Consider the following 17,541-nt stretch of genomic DNA (forward strand, 5'->3'; position numbering starts at 1 on the left):
TGGGAAGGTTGCGTGTTTTATTTTGCCTTCTATTGTGTGTTAACCCCAACAAATATTATAGAGCCAGTTTTTGAAAATAAAAAATGCCCCTTTCATTTTGAAAGAGGCATCGTCATTTATCCCGACTTATCTTTCAGAATGAGCTCATTCTGCAGGAGGTAGCACCGTTCCATTAAGGCGGTTGCCGGACGTCATAGGGCCTGATCCCTCAGTCACTCTTGATAAGTATTCATTATATTAAATTTTCTGATAAGTGAATGATATCTGAAAACCTAATCTGGTGTCAAGGTAGTATTTCATAGGAAACCCATTGTTAACGTTTACATCCCTTTGCTAGCCTCGATTAACTTTTTCTTATTTTTTGCTAATGCACTTGAAAACAATCACTAGATAAAGTGAATCTCTCGTCAGCAGAGTCCCCCTTCAGCTCTATTGATGCGAATTAGGCGATTACCAATCGAACAGATGCAACAAGCAAAAACACCCACATCTGCGGGTGCTTTTGCCTCTAATTATCGAGATACATGTTCTGTCGCCAAACTAGATTCTGTTTCTTTTTCAGGTATTGTCAAGAAAATGACTGCTAAAATAATAAACGCTCCACCCAACAACTGATATCCCCCAAATGATTCGTTTAACCAAGTAATAGAGACAATCGCTGCAACGAGCGGTTCAATACTGGATAAAAGACCTGTCTCTGTTGCCGTCAAATATTTTAAGCTCCCAATGTAGAATACAAACGAGAGGGTTCCACTTAAAATAATAATCGCTAGCATCGAAAACGTACTTATTGTTAAAGTTTTTGCCAAGTGATGAAAGGCATACTGTTGATTAGATAAAAATAAAACAATCCCTCCAATTAGCATCCCCCAACCAACAATGACTGTAGTTCCCCATTGTTTAATAAGTTTCGCTGGGTGGAGGGTATAAAAAGCGAATCCTATAGCCGTTAAAATCCCAAAGAGAATCGCTTGTTTTGATAAAATAACATCTTCGAAAGAGCCATTTGTAATAAGAAAATATGTGCCAGATAGCGCAGCAATTACAGCTAATGATTGAATAACCGACGGCAATTTCTTTTTCTGTATTGCAACATAAATAGTAATTAATACGGGACCAAGGAATTGAAACAATGTTGCCGTAACAGCATTACTTATATGAACCGTCTCAACAAAAGCATACTGCGCACCGAGCATACCTAAAACAGAAAAAATGATGAGCTGTATCCAGTGGCTCGGGTGCTTCCAAATACCAAAGATATTTTGGTTCGTGAAAAATAAAAAAGCTAAAATGAAAACTCCAGCTACTAGTAACCGAACAACTAAATAACTGCTAGATGTTAGGCTAGTATGATCAAAGAGCCACTGGATCATAGGTCCAGATATCCCCCATAAAGTTGCCCCGCTAATAATCATTATTAAGCCAAGACGACGTGATGATTTCATGATGCTTACCTCCTATGCTTACTTGATTTTCAAAATTATTCATGCTAAACATAGAGGTATTATATAAAAGAACTGGCACTATAAAAAGCGCCAGTTTTACATAAAATAAAGGGGTCAGTTTGTATGTTTGAATTAACGCCAAAGCTTGACGTTCATAGTGAAGAACCCTTATATATACAACTATATAATTATATTAAAGAAGAAATGAAAACCGGGAAGCTAATGCCGCATACAAAGCTACCTTCCAAACGAAAGTTCGCACACTATTTGCAAGTAAGCCAGAATACAATTGAAGCTGCTTACGGTCAGCTTGTTGCGGAGGGGTATATAGAGTCCATTCCGCGGAAGGGCTATTTTGTGTGTAAAGTGGAACAAAGTTTATTTAATATAAAACGAAACGTCGAATTGGTAAAAGAAAAAGCATATTGGGATGAAGACTATCTGTATAATTTCACTATTGCAGGCGTAGATGGCCGATCATTCCCATTTGGACTATATCGTAAATTAACCAGTGAAGTGCTTCGTACTGAAAATGAAAAACTTCTAATGCTTGGACATCCACAGGGTGAATATGAGCTTCGCGAAACAATAGCAAAATATGTATATGAATCGCGCGGTGTCCACTGTTCCCCAAGTCAAATTATCATCGGCTCTGGAACACAACATTTAACCAAAATACTATTTCAGCTGTTACAAGGTAGTATATTTGCTGTGGAGGATCCTGGATATCACCGCAAACTTGTTACATTTGAAAATAGTGAAAAACATGTCAAAATGATTTCACTAGACCAAGATGGAATCATCTTATCCCAGTTAGAAGAAAGCGGTGCAAACGTAGCATTTGTCACACCATCTCACCAATTTCCATGCGGTATGATTATGCCAATTTCAAGACGAATGCAGCTGTTACATTGGGCTGAGGAGAATAAGGAACGATATATTATAGAAGATGATTATGATAGTGAATTTCGTTATTCAAGCAAGCCGATTCCAGCATTACAGGGACTAGACTCAAATGGAAAAGTAATCTATATGAGCACATTTTCAAAAGCGTTACTTCCATCCATACGTCTAAGCTATATGATACTACCCAAACCGCTAATTAAAGCGTATCAAGAAGAGTATTTCTTTTATACGCAGACAGTATCACGTATCGATCAAGCTATTTTACGAAGATTTATGATTGAGGGGTATTGGGAAAAACATATTCATAAAATGAGAGTTATATATCAGAAAAAAAGAAATGCACTTGTATCAGCAATTTCGCAGTATTTTCCGGATTTCATTGATATAATTGGTCAGGATTCCGGATTGCACTTTTTAGTACGTCCGAATAATGGCATGACAGAGAAGGAGCTCATTGAACAAGCAGCAAAATATAGTATAAAAGTACATCCCGTTTCAACTTTTGGAAAAAACGATAATAAAACAGTGCTTCTTGGTTTCGCTACTTTGTCTGAAAAAGAGTTATATGATGCAGTTGGATTACTAGCAAAAGCATGGTTCTAAAGTGAATGTTCGCCCAACATTTGTAAGCAGTAGTATGTCTAACAAGAACATTTTGCTACTTATAAGAATTGGTTCTGACCCTAACAAATCCCCACCAATTGTCTCAACAAATTAACTCAAATCTGATTCTAAATTAACCCTTGTAAACTCATAGGAATTATGTATAATATAAATCAAGTTAAAAATAATCTAAATAATTAGACTGATTGGAAATACCAAAGGTCCTTAACTCTGATGTTAAGGGCCTTTTTGTATTTTTTTAGGGAAGGTTGTTTTCTAGAAGGTTGTTGCTTTTAACAATAGTTGAAAACACAGAGTGGATTGGAGTGGAAGACAGTTGATTCCTGCAGAATACATAGGCAAGCAGATACCTGCAGCGAAAAGGAACGGTCCATTATCCACAAACAACAAATTTTACGAAAAACAGCCTAAGGGAATGAAACCATTCATTCTATTCAAAGTAAATGATTATTATTTATATTTCTTATGAGGTGGTATCATTGCAATTACAAGTAATAAACAGCCCTTTTAATGAAGAACAGGTTAAACTCCTAAATAGCCTTCTGTCTACACTGACGGAAAACCAAAAGATGTGGCTGAGTGGGTATCTAGCCTACCAACAGACAACAAATTCTCCTCTGCAAGAAGCACCAGAGATGCTCCCTCCAAATACGGAGCAAGTAGCTTCCAAAGAAGTAACAATACTCTTCGGATCGCAAACTGGTAACGCACAAGGGCTTGCTGAGAATATGTCAGGCAGGTTGAAGGAACAGGGTTTTCAAGTAACACTCTCTTCCATGAACGAATTCAAGCCAAACCGCATCAAAAAGGTTCAAAATCTTCTCATTTTAGTTAGCACACACGGAGAAGGCGATCCACCAGATACCGCTCTATCATTCTATGAATTCCTTAATAGCAAGCGAGCTCCTCAATTAACAGATTTACGATTCTCGGTGCTTTCTCTAGGTGACAGCTCCTATGAATTCTTCTGCCAAACAGGAAAGGATTTTGACAAGCGACTAGAGGAACTAGGTGGTAAACGGCTTTCTCCACGTACAGACTGTGATTTGGATTATGACGAACCTGCTGAGGAGTGGTTCGAGGGTGTTCTGACTAGTCTAAGTGAAACTGATTCTACTGAAAAACAAATTTCTTCACTAGCCTCAATGGAAACAAAAGCAGCAAATGAGCAAGCTAGTTATTCAAGAACAAACCCTTTTAAGGCAGAAATTCTTGAAAATATAAACCTTAACGGACGTGGATCGAATAAAGAAACAAGGCACCTAGAGCTATCGCTTGAGGAATCTAATCTTGAGTTTGAGCCGGGAGACAGTCTCGGAATCTATCCTGAAAACGACCCCGCCTTAGTCGATCTTCTCATTTGGGAAATGAACTGGAATCCTGATGAAATGGTTAAGGTAAATAAACAAGGGGATACACGTTCATTGCGAAATGCACTTATCTCAAACTATGAGATTACTGTGCTGACTAAGCCTCTACTGGAAAAGGCAGCAGAGCTTTTCTCGAGCAATGATCTTCATGGACTTTTGGCGTCAGGAAATGAGGAAGAATTGCGAACGTATATTGAAGGACGCGACCTTCTTGATTTAGTTCGGGATTTCGCTCTAAAGGAAGTTCCGTCTAGCACATTCCTTTCAATCCTTCGCAAAATTCCAGCTCGTCTTTACTCGATTGCGAGTAGTTTAAGGGCTAACCCAGATGAAGTACATCTTACGATTGGTGCGGTAAGATATGAAGCTCATGGACGCGACCGGACTGGGGTTTGCTCTGTACAGTGTGCAGAACGTGCTCAACCAGGTGACGTTTTGCCAGTTTTTATTCAGAAGAACCAAAACTTTAGACTTCCTGCTAATCCGGATACACCAATTATAATGATTGGACCTGGCACTGGGGTTGCGCCATTCAGAGCATTCCTCCAAGAACGGGAGGAGCTCGAAGCAGAAGGAAAATCGTGGTTATTCTTTGGTGACCAGCATTTCGTTACAGACTTCCTCTATCAGGTTGAATGGCAACAATGGCTTAAGAATGGTGTGCTGACAAAAATGGATGTTGCTTTTTCACGTGATACAGAAGAAAAAGTCTATGTCCAAGATCGTATAAAAGAGAACAGTCAAGAACTTTACCAATGGTTAGAGGATGGAGCTATCGTCTATATTTGTGGCGATGAAAAGCGTATGGCACATGACGTTCATGAAACGCTAATAACGGTTATTGAACAGGAAGGTCAGATGAGTAGGGAGCAAGCAGAAGCCTACATTGCAGAAATGCAACAGCAAAAACGTTATCAGCGTGACGTATATTAAGTTTTCGTTGAAAGGAGATAAAAAATGATAAAAAATAAATTACCACTAACGCAAGAAGGTCCCCCTAGTGATGTGGAGCGAATAAAAAAAGACAGCAACTATTTGCGTGGAACACTTGCCGAAACGTTTACTGATTCGATTAGTGCGGGAATTCCCTCTGATGACAACCGTTTAATGAAATTTCACGGTAGTTACCTGCAAGATGACCGAGATGTAAGAAATGAACGTCAGCGACAAAAACTTGAACCAGCCTATCAATTCATGGTAAGAGTACGTGCTCCTGGCGGTGTAACGACACCAGAACAATGGTTGGTTATGGATAATATTGCCCGTAAATATGGCAACGGAACGATAAAACTAACTACTAGACAGTCGTTTCAAATGCACGGAATTTTAAAGTGGAATATGAAAAAAAGTATCCAAGAAATTGATGCGGCTTTAATGAATACACTAGCTGCATGTGGTGATGTGAACAGGAATGTGATGTGTAATCCTAATCCACATCAGTCGGAAGTTCATTCTGAAGTGTACGAATGGGCTCGTAAGCTGAGCGACTACCTTGCACCACGAACTAGAGCCTATCATGAGATTTGGCTTGACGAGGAACAAGTAGCAGGCAGTCCCAAAACAGAGGAAGAAGTAGAGCCGATGTACGGGGCCCTTTATTTACCTAGGAAGTTCAAAATTGGTATTGCTGTTCCCCCTTCCAATGACGTTGATGTCTTTTCTCAAGATCTTGGCTTGATTGCAGTAATAGAAGAAGGAAGACTGAAGGGCTTTAATATCGCGGTCGGGGGAGGCATGGGGATGACGCATGGAGATAAAGCGACGTATCCCCAGGTAGCCAGAGTCATTGGTTTTTGCACACCAGACAAGATTGTCGATGTTGCAGAAAAAGTCATAACAATTCAACGGGATTATGGAAACCGTTCAGTCAGAAAAAACGCCCGTTTTAAGTACACAATTGATAAGCTAGGACTTACTTTTATTAAGGAAGAACTAAGTGAACGGTTGGGATGGAGTCTCGAAGAAGCTCGACCTTATCATTTCGAACATAACGGGGATCGTTACGGCTGGGTTCGAGGAATCGATGGCAATTGGCATCTTACTTTATATATTCAGAATGGTCGCGTTACAGATTTAGAAGACTATTCCCTTATGACTGGCCTTCAAGAAATTGCTAAGATTCATACCGGCGATTTCCGACTCAGTCCTAATCAAAACCTCGTCATCGCAAATGTAACGGATGAGAAAAAAGAAGAAATCGTTGAATTGGTGGAGAAATATGGGCTTACTGATGGCAAGCATTATTCTGCATTACGCAGAAATTCCATGGCCTGTGTAGCACTTCCAACCTGCGGATTGGCTATGGCTGAGTCTGAGCGCTACCTTCCCGTATTGCTAGATAAAATAGAGTCTATTGTGGAAGAATGCGGCTTACACGAAGAGGAAATTACCATTCGTATGACAGGTTGCCCCAACGGATGTGCCCGCCCAGCCCTTGCTGAAATTGCCTTTATCGGGAAAGGACCGGGAAAATACAATCTGTACCTAGGTGGTGGCTTTTCAGGAAATCGATTGAATAAGCTTTACAAAGAAAATATTGGGGAGAATGAGATTTTGGAAACACTGCGCCCAATTCTTTCACAGTATGCAAAAGAACGGGAAGATGGTGAACATTTCGGTGATTATGTAATCCGTGCCGGCTTCATCAAAGAAGTCCATAACGGGCTGGATTTTCATGATTAATAGAAGAAAATCTAAAAATCAGTATCATCCGCATTCTTTAGATTTATATAAAGAAAAACCGAAGAAACATTATAAAGGATAAAAAACAAGGGCTAGTTAATTGAAGACACTGAAAAAACTTTTTTATAGAAGCTAATCACTTATATGATTGGCTTCTTTTGTTGTCTGTATATTACTAGAAATAGTTCGTACCTTCCAAAAATATTATCTTTTTTATGGCCTTCTAAAACAAAATCTCCTATTATCTCAAGTGGTGGCCTTATATAACAATGTTATCTTTTGAATATTCTGTCTGTTTTGTGATACATTCTAGTTAACACTGTTTTACAAATCTAAATGAAATGTTTAGGAGGAACTTTTTTATGATACCAAATCAACAACAGCAAATTTTACTTGCTTCACGACCTAGCGGTAAACCCGTTAAAGAAAATTTTCAATTTGAACAAGTCTCCGTTCCAACACCAAGTGATAATGAAATTTTGGTGAAGACACTATACCTTTCTGTTGACCCTTATATGAGAGGCAGAATGTCAAGTGCCAAATCCTATGTTGAACCATTTAAACTTAATGAACCTATTCATGGCGGTGTAGTGGCTCAAGTGGTGGAATCAAAGTCTGACTCCTTTAAAGTAGGCGACTATGTTACTGGAATGCTTGGCTGGCAGGAATATTCGATTGCGTCTAAAAAAACGGTAAGAAAAGTCGATCCTGAATTGGCACCAGTAACGACAGCTCTTGGAATATTAGGAATGCCAGGGTTGACGGCATACCTCGGTCTTCTTAACATCGGAAATCCTAAAGAAGGAGAAACACTCGTTGTGTCGGGCGCAGCAGGTGCTGTTGGATCTATTGTTGGGCAAATTGGAAAAATTAAAGGCGCGAGGGTTATTGGAATTGCCGGTTCTGACGAAAAAATTAGCTATTTAAAAGATACATTAGGATTTGATGATGCAATAAACTATAAAACAACGGATAATTTAAGAGCCGCTTTAAAAACTGCTTGCCCTAACGGAATTGATATCTATTTTGAAAACGTCGGAGGCGAAATTGCGGACGCTGCAATGAGTCTATTAAACAAGCATGCACGTGTTCCAGTTTGTGGAGCGATTTCTTCCTATAATAAAAAGGGTGGAGAAGACTTAGGTCCGAGGATTCAATCCTACCTAATTAAATCAAGTGCCTTAATGAAAGGTTTTGTTGTCAATGATTATAGTCATGAATTTAAAGACGCTTCTATCCAACTAGGCAAATGGGTGAAAGAAGGAAAACTTCTATTTGAAGAAACAATTACAGAAGGGTTTGAAAGTATTCCAGAGGCATTTCTCGGATTATTCGAAGGAAAAAACCTTGGAAAACAGCTTGTAAAAGTAGCTGAACCAGCGGAATAATAGTTACCTTAATGTAACTAGCAGTACAAAAAAGTCTGGGACAAATATGTTCTAGGTAAATAAAAATCCGAGCTAATTCTTTCATTTGAAGGCGAAAATTAGTTCGGATTTTTTTATAAGTCTTCATAAAACGTGTTGCTCTTTTTAAGTTGTTCTAGCTGTTGATTGGAGTGCAAGACGAAGACTCCTGCGGGAAAAGCGGAACAGGTGAGACCCCGCAAGAGCGCAGCGATGAGGAGGCTCACCGACCGCCCGCGGAAAGCGAAGTCTTGACACGGAAATCAACAGCGGTGTTCAACAGCGATTACTAAATAATTTAACCTGACATTGTTCGTCTTTAGGGGATAGTATTTTAGTTATGTCCCGGCCTCCTCTTTTGTAAAATTAATAGTTTTTTCTAACAGACTTATGAACTAAAAAATCTCTAAAAACAATATAACCAAATCCGAAATACTCTAAAGGAGCATTTCGATAATATTCTCGTATAGACATCATTATTCTCCTCCATTCATATTCTGTTTGACCTTTGAGGCAGCCAGTTCTCTATAAAATCGGGCATTTTGCCTTTTAATAAACTAGCGTGTCCTCCTTTTATTAGCACATATTCTTTTTTCTTACTTGAAACAAAATTCATTACAGCAGAGCTAGTACTTGCAGGTACGAGTCGATCTTCCTCCCCTGATACAACTAGTAAATCGGCATGGATGTTACCGAGGTCTACCCTCTTCTCCCCTAAATCAATTGTTCCATTTACAAGGCCATTATCTTTAACAAGTTTGTTTGTTATATCTTTCGCCACAGCACCTGTTAATGGAATATGCCCTTTTGCCCATTGATTAAACCTTCTCCACTTTTCTACATAATTTGGATCATCTGCACGGTTAAGAAGAGCTAGATATGGACTTGCATATATCGGTGAGGTCAACAAGCGCATTCCATATTCCATATATTTTGCCGGAATTAACCCTAATGAATCAACCGCTGAATCAAGCTCAATCCCCTCTTCCTTCAACGCTTTCACCCATTGATCAAACAAAGATGACTGTGCAAAATCTATCGGAGACACAAAGAGTAATAGATTTTTAATAGGTTCATCCGCTACAGCAGCATACATCGCTGCAAAAGTCCCTCCTAAGCAAAAACCCATCAGCGATATCTCTTCTGCTTTACTGTGTCTAAGTGCCCTCTGAACACCTTTTTGAATATAATCCACTATATAGTTTTCCATCCCTATCTCTCTGTCTTCATATCCTGGAATACCAAAATCAAATAAATATACGTCATATCCACTTTTCGTCATTATTTCAATGAAACTATTATTTGGTGCAAGATCCAGTATAGATGGTTGATTTATAAGAGAATAAATAAGAAAAAGAGGTGTCCGGAACTTTTTTTCTTCCGCAGGATAGTACCAGAGTGTTGCTTTATTCTTTTTCCAAACGGCTTGTCTAGGTGTTAAGCCTATCTCCGGATTATCGCTATTCCAAACACTCCCAAAGCCTGTCCATCGTTTTATTTCCTTTTCCAGTGAATCTCCTAAGAGTGAAAAAGGTTTATTCATCCTCTTCACTCTTTTCAAAATTAGTCACACTACCTCTACCTTTCAACAATACTTTTATTTCCTCAATAGACTCGGCAAGTTCCATAATTTGTTCTTCTATAGAATCAAGTTTTTCTTCTGATTGGATAATTAATTTCGATAAATTTGTTACATCTGTTTTCGTAGGATAATTAAGATGAATGGAGAGAATTTCTTGCAGATCTTTTAGTTGATTGATGGAGTTAGAGGTTTTCTTAATTCCAAAGCTCCCGATATTTATTGCCTTTTTATTATTTATTGCATCTTGAATTTGTTCATTAAGCTTTCTTTCTAAGCCGATTCCAAGCATTTTTAACGACTTATAAAAATCAAATGACTTAACGTCTGCCACTCTATTTTCCTCCTTTGTTCTAGTTCCAGCGGCTAGTCCCCTGCGTCATAAGTCAATCATCCCAAAAGGCAAAGAACGCCTTTCCGGTATGCTTGTTGTGTCTGACCAAGCCGCTTCCACTTTTCCGTTTTAAATTAGAGCTGATTTTCCACCATCTACACTAAGTACTTGTCCGGTAATATAATCAGATGCTCGTGATGATAGGAATACTGCCGCTCCTTTTAAATCTTCCTCTGTTCCCAATCTGCCTGATGGAATCAGTTGAACAATCTGCTTATACATTTTTTCTAACATGGCCCCTGTAATTTTAGTAGGAAAGAAGCCCGGTGCAATAGCATTCACCTGTATACCGTGCATTGCCATTTTTGCTGAAAAGTCTTTTGTAAAAGTAATAACGGCACCTTTACTCGTGTTATACGCGATGGTATCCATAATTGTTGGCGGTGCGCCACCAAACCCGGCAAGAGAAGCAATATTGATTATTTTCCCTGACCCTTGTTCTACCATCACTTTCCCTACAGCCTGTGAAAATAAAAATACCCCTTTCACATTGACATCCATCACTTTTTCCCATTTATCAACAGGTAAGTCTAAGGCGGGTCCTGTCCAAGATGTACCGCTATTGTTCACTAAAATATCAACACCACCAAACTCTTCTACCGTTTTCTTGACCACTTCTTCCACTTGTTTTTGATTTGTCACATCACATTGCAAAGCAAGAGCTTTCACACCCATTTGCTTCAATTTTTCACTAACACGCTCGCATGCCTCCAATTTTCTTGAACATACGACAACGTTAGCTCCAGCCTCTGCCAATCCTTCTGCGATTTGTTCCCCTAACCCTCTTCCACCTCCTGTTACAATTGCAGTTTTATTTTTTACGCTAAATAAATCTAGGCTAGACAAAACATATTCCTCCTTTAACCTTTTGAAATCCGACAAGTAAAACTATTCACAATACTATAATAGACGAGCATAGGTGTATTGGTGCAAAAATTGGTCGTTTCGCCTGTCCCATTTTTATAAATGTTACTTTACTGTAGTATCTTTATTTCTTCTCACAAATGATAAGGAATATCGTAGCAGGATCCGTGTTAGGCATTAAAAAATGGAAGTGGTTAATTAAAAAAAACAATTGACATATTACGAGTATACTGTAATAATATCTAAGACAAGTTCATACGGTTACCTTTAATTCAGTCCTGTGAGACTGGCAAGGTGAAACAGATGAGAAATCTGTAATAATATAAAAACGAATGGTCATGTGTCCATTTTTATTCGTTTTTATATTTTCAAAAACACCTTGCCGATAATTAGGCAAGGTGTTTTTCGTTTTCTTGATAATTCATTTTATCTAGTGGTAACTTATGAACCAAATTTCCTTAAAGGAGCGATAGAAATGGCACATAAAGAAATTCAAGTCCATGAACGTTTACCATTTTTACAAAGCTTACCACTTAGCATTCAGCATTTGTTCGCTATGTTTGGTTCCACGGTGTTAGTACCAGTACTGTTTGGGGTTAACCCAGCAACCATTTTATTAATGAATGGAATTGGAACATTACTATATATTTTTATTACGAAAGGGAAGATTCCAGCATATCTTGGATCAAGCTTCGCCTTTCTCTCACCATCGTTTGTTGTACTCGGTCACTATTCAGGCGGGACAGGCTACAGCTATGTACTCGGTGGATTCCTCGCTGTTGGGGTTGTGCTAAGCATTATTGCCATTATCGTAAAAATAGCTGGAACCTCGTGGATTGATGTACTATTTCCACCAGCAGCTATGGGAGCGATTGTTACGGTAATTGGTCTGGAGCTAGTACCCGTCGCTGCTGAAATGGCTGGTTGGATTGCACCGGCTGACGCCGACGCTACTTGGGCGATTGACCCGAAAGTGGCTCTTGTATCGTTATTAACATTAGCCATCACTATCATTTGTTGGGTAACACTACGAGGATTCTTAAAAATTATCCCTATCTTAATCGGAATTGTTGCAGGTTACTTCATTGCTTACGCATTCGGTTTAGTCGATTTGACAAAAGTTCAGGAAGCAGCATGGATTTCCATGCCAGAGTTCTACCAAATGAAATTTGATCTATCTGCAATCTTAACTATTCTTCCAGCAGTACTTGTTATTATACCTGAGCATATTGGGCACTTATTTGTTACAGGGAATATTGTTAAGAAGGATTTGACAAAAGATCCTGGGTTAGATCGTTCGTTAATGGGGAACGGAATTTCAACCATTATCTCTAGCTTCTTTGGCTCCACACCTAACACAACGTATGGGGAGAATATTGGTGTACTAGCAATCACACGAGTATATTCCACATGGATTATTGGAGGAGCAGCTATAATAGCAATTGTCCTTTCTTTCTGCGGAAAACTTGCTGCCCTGATTTCATCAATCCCTGCACCAGTAATGGGGGGAATTTCCCTACTGTTATTCGGTATCATTGCCTCTAGTGGGATTCGGATGTTAGTCGAATCAAAAATTGACTACAGCAGCTCACAAAATCTAATCCTAACTTGCATCGTTCTTGTTATCGGGATCAGCGGAGCAGCAATTCAAATAGGCGAAGTTGAATTAAAAGGAATGGGCCTAGCAACAATCGTCGCTATCCTTTTAGCCATGTTCTTTAAAGTGCTTGATGTATTGAAGTTGTCGAATGAATAATACTAGGAATTCACTCTCTGTTTCTCCAACACTCACTCGACATGTAAATATTATGTAAGTACATCAAAACCGTATCACTTTTTAAACAAAGGATTCTGTCTTGAGATGTATTTTCTGAAATATCTATAGAAATGATACGTTTAAAGTCCATAATAAAAATGAGGATTGTCTTTGTGTAAGACAATCCTCATTTTTATTAATGTTATCTGTTAGCAAAGGGAGCAAAAAACATTGCAAGCATAAATGAGATGGTATGTTTCCTACAATTTCACGGCTATACAAGAAATTTCCCTATGTTTTCAATACACAATTCTAGGTGTTATGAATTTACACTTTCTGCTTGGCTCTCCTGTCTTGCGTGTATTTTTTTCATTGCAAATCTTGCTATCGGCTGAGCAATCAATAGTTCAATCCAAAATGCTACACCAAAATTTCTAAGCCAACTTGGAAAGAAATTCTGAAAAGGTTCTAGACTCACTTGTTTCGTACCAACCCAAGTTCCTATAATGGTTAGAAGAATAGATAAGACCGTAACATTTAATAAAGTATTCAGTAAAATCCTAGCATTAAATCCATCTGTTTGCCCTACGAATTTTGGCATTACTTTACCAACTAACGGTCCTGCAACCAATCTTACTAACACTATAACGATAATCCACATAAACGGAATAATCTTTAGCGTTTCTAAATAATTTTCTTTACTGAAGCCACGTTCCATCCCCATAATAATTGGGGCGATAGTGTTTACTGAAATAATGGAAATAATCAATAAAAATAATATACCTTCTTTTGGGTTTTGAGGCAGTCTGTCTTCCTTATACATATTTTACCCTCCGAAATTAAAATTTCAGATGGTAGACGTATCATTCGACATATATTTTTGGTCAGTAAAACTACTACCAATATCTCTACACACTGATATAATAATTATATCAATTTTTCAAACAAATAAAAGGATGTTCTGAAACTAAGTTCATCCAATTGACACCCAAACTGATACCAATATCGATGTTAGATTATTAATTGCCTAAAACAATAATTCTAGTGAAAAAGAAATTGAAACTAAGAAATCCCCTCTTTTAAGACCGTTATATTTTAATTTTTATCCAACCCGTTTCTTCAGGAAAATCTTTTCGTGATAACCGCTGACCGGATAAGAGTTGACGATACGACGTAATCGTTCCATCATGGGATACTATATAAATCGTTTCCGTATTTTGCTGTTTACACCATTCAATAAACTTTTCCCCTAAAATGCTGAAGCCTTCCTCTGATATAGTATTAATTCCTTCAGACCATAGTTCCGTTGACCAATTTCCCTCTAGAGTAAAGTCTGGAAATTCTTTTTCAATTAGTTTAGAATCCATCATTTTATCACAAGGAAGTGTGCTCCATTTTGTTTTTTGAGGAAACATTCTAGGTGACACTAATGGATTGACTATTTTCTTACATTCCATCCCTTTACTCCATATAAAAGCTGTCTGTAAGGTTCTTCTAATTGGACTAATAACAATAATATCCTTGTTTGTTAAAGGAAAGGTCTCCCGTAGCGAAATAGCTTGTTTAATACCTTGATCAGTCAATGGAGAATCCCTTAACTGCAAACTCTCTGGAAGATTTAATGTATGATAACCCTGACCATGCCTAATGAATACTAACTCCATAGTCCACCTTCTAACCTTCATATTATTCAAAAGAATTCAATACTATTAACTTCTACTTTCTGAATTGACTTTCCTTCTCCCTCCATTATATGATCCTTTAAATGTAAAACGGGCACAAACCTTATTACAGGAAAGTGCCCTTTAGATGAATGGAAATATTTATCATTTTACAGTTTATTCAACTGAAATTGCATTACAAGAAAAAGTTCATGTTTCAGATTGTTTGTTTAATTGTTCGATTTCACTAGTGATTGTCTCTATTTCAATTCTTTCAAATAATGGTCTAACATTAGTTAGGTTATTCGAAAAATTCCCAGTAGGAATCCAACTAAAGTCTTCCATTCCTAGTAATCCTTTTACGATCTGACTTGAAAACGGCAAAAAGGGGTTTAATAATTGAGCTAAATTCCCAATTAAATATACACAGGTAGCGATTATATCCGCACATTGTGTTGGATTCTCTTTTATCTGAATCCATGGCTGTTGTGAATCAAAATATTTGTTTGCATTCCTAATGAAATCGAATATTTCTTCTAAAGCAGGTTTAAAATTTGTATCTTCTATGTGCGAGCCTATTTCTTTATAAAGTCGGAGTATTTCACTCTTTAATTGTGAGTTAATTTTCCCAACTGGAATAATACCATCATAGTATTTCTCAACAAATTTTAGTGTTCGATTTACAAAGTTCCCGTAAGCTCCTAACAACTCACTATTATGACTATAAACAAACTCTCTCCATGAAAAGTCAGAATCCCGATTTTCAGGTGCGTTAATGGTTAAAAAATAACGAATAGAGTCAGGCTGATATTTCGCTAACATATCCGGAACCCAAACTGCCCAATTTTTACTTGTAGAAAGTTTTTTCTTCTCAACCGTTAAATACTCGTTGGAAACAATATAGGTGGGTAAGCCTTTAATTCCTACCCCCATTAAGATGGAAGGCCAGATAATGGAGTGAAAAGGAATATTGTCTTTTCCGTGAATATAATATGCTTTTGTATTTTCACTCCAGTAAATAGAATCATCTTTGTTATTGTCCTCTGCCCATTTTTTAGAGGCAGAGTAGTAACCTGAAACAGCTTCAATCCATACATAAATTTTCTTCTCTTCATATCCCTTAACTGGAATAGAAACGCCTATTGGTAAATCCCTTGAAACAGCTCGGTCATGCAACCCTTCCTTTAAGTATCGCTCTGTTAATTGAATTGCATTTGCACGCCATAAACGATGCTCCTTAGCAGTGTGAACATATTTTTCAAGTTCTTTTTGAAACGTACTTAACTTGAAATAAAAATGCTCTGTTTTCTTTGTAGTAGGAGAATCACCACATATCCTACAATGCTTCTCAAGAAGATCTAAAGGATCTAAAATCTTAGAACAATGATCACATTGATCTCCCCGGGCACCCTGACCACAACTTGGACAAATTCCCTCTACAAATCGATCAGGTAAAAACTGTTCACAAGTATTACAGTAAACTTGCTCAATTTCCTTTGTGTAGATTTTTTCGTTGTTCAATAACTCTAAGAAAATATTCTGTACAACGTTATGATGATGTGCTGTATCCGTACGAGTATAACAATCATAGGTAAACCCTAATTTTTCAAAGCAATTACGAAACTCCTCGTGATATTTATCAGCAATTTCTTTTGGCGTTACCCCTTCCTGCTTAGCTCTAATAGAAATTGGAGTACCATTACAATCACTCCCTGAAACATAAAGAACGTTCTCCCCTTTGGCACGATAATATCGAGCTAGAATATCACCCGATAACAAACTAGCAATGTGACCTAGATGCAATGATCCATTTGCATAAGGCCATGCTCCTCCAATAAGTACACTCATTATTGTCCCTCCCTTTGATTTTAAAACCAATAAAAAAACCTCGCCCCAAGACAACTAGATTGTCTAAGGACGAGGTTATACTCGTGTTACCACCTTAATTTACTAACCACTCACATGATTAGCCTCAGCAAGTACGGAACAATGATGTTCTTATACCCTGACATTTATAACGAGTGACAAATCTCGTCATAGCCTTACCTATAAAATAAGTTCAGCTATGCAGCTCTGAGACCATGTTCAATCAATCCTTCTATGCTTCTTTTCAGCTACCGAAGCTCTCTGTAAAAGAAAAAACTTGATTTACTCTTCTCATCATCGCTTTTAATTTTCCCATCAATATATTTACCTTATTATTACATTTTGATTTAAGAAATACAAGACAAGGAATAATCATTTTTCTCCAGAACACCCTGATTTATGTTGACAGTTTTTTACCGTGAATGTTTTTAATCACCTTCCCCATAATTATATATTCATGAGGTACATTGGGATAAAAACCCTCACGAATAACTACCCAGCCTTGCCTTTTGTAAAAAGAAATCGCTTGATGATTATCTTTACGGGTAGTTAATAGAGCTGTTTTTTCCCGTCTGTTTTGAAGCAGCGTTTGGATGAGCTGCTTAGCGATTCCTTGTCTTCTGTATTGCGGATGAACACCTAATTCCACCAGTTCCATGCAGTCCTTCAACCATTCCCGATCAGACTGTAAATGACTTTCTAATAAATCATGATAATACTGCCCTTTAATAGAAGTATACCCGTAAATATATCCTGCAACTTGATGGCCTGCTATAGCCAAATATCCTTCAAAATTTGGATACTTAGAATGGTGCTGAAATTGTTTTTTCATTCCTATTGGATCTGTCCCGAAAATGGAACAGTACAACGCAATCATTTTGTTAAAATAATATCCTTGTACTCTAAACGGAATAATTTTCATATTTCACTACCCCCTATAACAGATTTGACCTACTTGGAAAAATCTTCTACTATCTGTACTATATTG

At 37.8% G+C, this 17,541-nt stretch carries 13 protein-coding genes, 1 riboswitch and 1 other annotated feature; of the genes, 5 read left to right on the plus strand and 8 right to left on the minus strand.

What is annotated here, in order from left to right:
• Positions 1-123: 123 nt before the first annotated feature.
• Positions 124-228, minus strand: a riboswitch (SAM riboswitch).
• Between the two features lie 284 nt (positions 229-512).
• A complete protein-coding gene (locus ACFSUL_RS08765; protein ID WP_071413377.1) occupies positions 513-1,445 on the minus strand; it encodes a DMT family transporter in 933 nt (310 codons plus the stop codon).
• Between the two features lie 123 nt (positions 1,446-1,568).
• On the opposite strand from ACFSUL_RS08765, the gene pdxR reads away from it, so the two are divergent.
• The 4 genes from pdxR to ACFSUL_RS08785 all read left to right on the plus strand — a co-directional run bounded on the left by pdxR (position 1,569) and on the right by ACFSUL_RS08785 (position 8,415).
• Entirely contained in the window at positions 1,569-2,954 is a 1,386-nt protein-coding gene (gene pdxR, locus ACFSUL_RS08770) for a MocR-like pyridoxine biosynthesis transcription factor PdxR (protein ID WP_071413376.1), read from the plus strand.
• 500 nt (positions 2,955-3,454) lie between these two features.
• Complete coding sequence (locus ACFSUL_RS08775) at positions 3,455-5,278, plus strand: assimilatory sulfite reductase (NADPH) flavoprotein subunit (protein WP_071413375.1); 1,824 nt, start codon at positions 3,455-3,457, stop codon at positions 5,276-5,278.
• Between the two features lie 27 nt (positions 5,279-5,305).
• A complete protein-coding gene (gene cysI / locus ACFSUL_RS08780) occupies positions 5,306-7,027 on the plus strand; it encodes an assimilatory sulfite reductase (NADPH) hemoprotein subunit (protein ID WP_377934639.1) in 1,722 nt (573 codons plus the stop codon).
• Positions 7,028-7,389: 362 nt separating this feature from the next.
• Complete coding sequence (locus tag ACFSUL_RS08785) at positions 7,390-8,415, plus strand: NADP-dependent oxidoreductase (protein WP_377934592.1); 1,026 nt, start codon at positions 7,390-7,392, stop codon at positions 8,413-8,415.
• Between the two features lie 508 nt (positions 8,416-8,923).
• On the opposite strand, the gene ACFSUL_RS08790 is transcribed toward ACFSUL_RS08785, so the two are convergent.
• The 3 genes from ACFSUL_RS08790 to ACFSUL_RS08800 form a co-directional block, all read right to left on the minus strand.
• Entirely contained in the window at positions 8,924-9,976 is a 1,053-nt protein-coding gene (locus tag ACFSUL_RS08790) for an alpha/beta fold hydrolase (RefSeq protein ID WP_377934594.1), read from the minus strand.
• Positions 9,969-10,346 carry a hypothetical protein gene (locus ACFSUL_RS08795; protein WP_084778487.1) on the minus strand — a complete coding sequence of 126 codons (378 nt, stop codon included), beginning with the start codon at positions 10,344-10,346 and terminating at the stop codon, positions 9,969-9,971. The genes ACFSUL_RS08790 and ACFSUL_RS08795 overlap by 8 nt, the downstream gene beginning before the upstream one ends.
• A gap of 129 nt (positions 10,347-10,475) precedes the next feature.
• On the minus strand, positions 10,476-11,252 hold the full coding sequence (locus ACFSUL_RS08800) for an SDR family oxidoreductase (protein ID WP_071413372.1): 777 nt from the start codon (positions 11,250-11,252) through the stop codon (positions 10,476-10,478).
• A gap of 493 nt (positions 11,253-11,745) precedes the next feature.
• Between ACFSUL_RS08800 and uraA the strand changes: the two genes are divergently transcribed.
• Positions 11,746-13,026, plus strand: coding sequence for a uracil permease (gene uraA, locus ACFSUL_RS08805; RefSeq protein WP_071413371.1), 1,281 nt, complete (start codon positions 11,746-11,748; stop codon positions 13,024-13,026).
• A gap of 319 nt (positions 13,027-13,345) precedes the next feature.
• Here the strand turns inward: uraA and ACFSUL_RS08810 are convergent, their stop codons facing one another.
• The 4 genes from ACFSUL_RS08810 to ACFSUL_RS08825 form a co-directional block, all read right to left on the minus strand.
• On the minus strand, positions 13,346-13,849 hold the full coding sequence (locus ACFSUL_RS08810; protein ID WP_377934598.1) for a hypothetical protein: 504 nt from the start codon (positions 13,847-13,849) through the stop codon (positions 13,346-13,348).
• 265 nt (positions 13,850-14,114) lie between these two features.
• A complete protein-coding gene (locus ACFSUL_RS08815) occupies positions 14,115-14,690 on the minus strand; it encodes a histidine phosphatase family protein (RefSeq protein ID WP_377934600.1) in 576 nt (191 codons plus the stop codon).
• Between the two features lie 207 nt (positions 14,691-14,897).
• Positions 14,898-16,535 carry a methionine--tRNA ligase gene (gene metG, locus ACFSUL_RS08820; RefSeq protein WP_071413365.1) on the minus strand — a complete coding sequence of 546 codons (1,638 nt, stop codon included), beginning with the start codon at positions 16,533-16,535 and terminating at the stop codon, positions 14,898-14,900.
• Between the two features lie 62 nt (positions 16,536-16,597).
• Positions 16,598-16,860: a binding site (T-box leader), on the minus strand.
• A gap of 90 nt (positions 16,861-16,950) precedes the next feature.
• Positions 16,951-17,475, minus strand: a complete 525-nt coding sequence (locus tag ACFSUL_RS08825; protein ID WP_071413364.1) for a GNAT family N-acetyltransferase — start codon at positions 17,473-17,475, stop codon at positions 16,951-16,953.
• Positions 17,476-17,541: the final 66 nt, after the last annotated feature.

The organism is Bacillus seohaeanensis, assembly GCF_042684945.1.
Taxonomy (GTDB): Bacteria; Bacillota; Bacilli; order Bacillales; family Bacillaceae_B; genus Rossellomorea; species Rossellomorea seohaeanensis.

Bases quoted from the DNA above. Each gene is read 5' to 3' on its own strand.
- ACFSUL_RS08825 (WP_071413364.1), bottom strand. From the start codon at position 17,475: ATGAAAATTATTCCGTTTAGAGTACAAGGATATTATTTTAACAAAATG.
- metG (WP_071413365.1), bottom strand. From the start codon at position 16,535: ATGAGTGTACTTATTGGAGGAGCATGGCCTTATGCAAATGGATCATTG.
- ACFSUL_RS08815 (WP_377934600.1), bottom strand. From the start codon at position 14,690: ATGGAGTTAGTATTCATTAGGCATGGTCAGGGTTATCATACATTAAAT.
- ACFSUL_RS08785 (WP_377934592.1), top strand. From the start codon at position 7,390: ATGATACCAAATCAACAACAGCAAATTTTACTTGCTTCACGACCTAGC.
- ACFSUL_RS08765 (WP_071413377.1), bottom strand. From the start codon at position 1,445: ATGAAATCATCACGTCGTCTTGGCTTAATAATGATTATTAGCGGGGCA.
- ACFSUL_RS08790 (WP_377934594.1), bottom strand. From the start codon at position 9,976: ATGAATAAACCTTTTTCACTCTTAGGAGATTCACTGGAAAAGGAAATA.
- uraA (WP_071413371.1), top strand. From the start codon at position 11,746: ATGGCACATAAAGAAATTCAAGTCCATGAACGTTTACCATTTTTACAA.
- pdxR (WP_071413376.1), top strand. From the start codon at position 1,569: ATGTTTGAATTAACGCCAAAGCTTGACGTTCATAGTGAAGAACCCTTA.
- ACFSUL_RS08810 (WP_377934598.1), bottom strand. From the start codon at position 13,849: ATGTATAAGGAAGACAGACTGCCTCAAAACCCAAAAGAAGGTATATTA.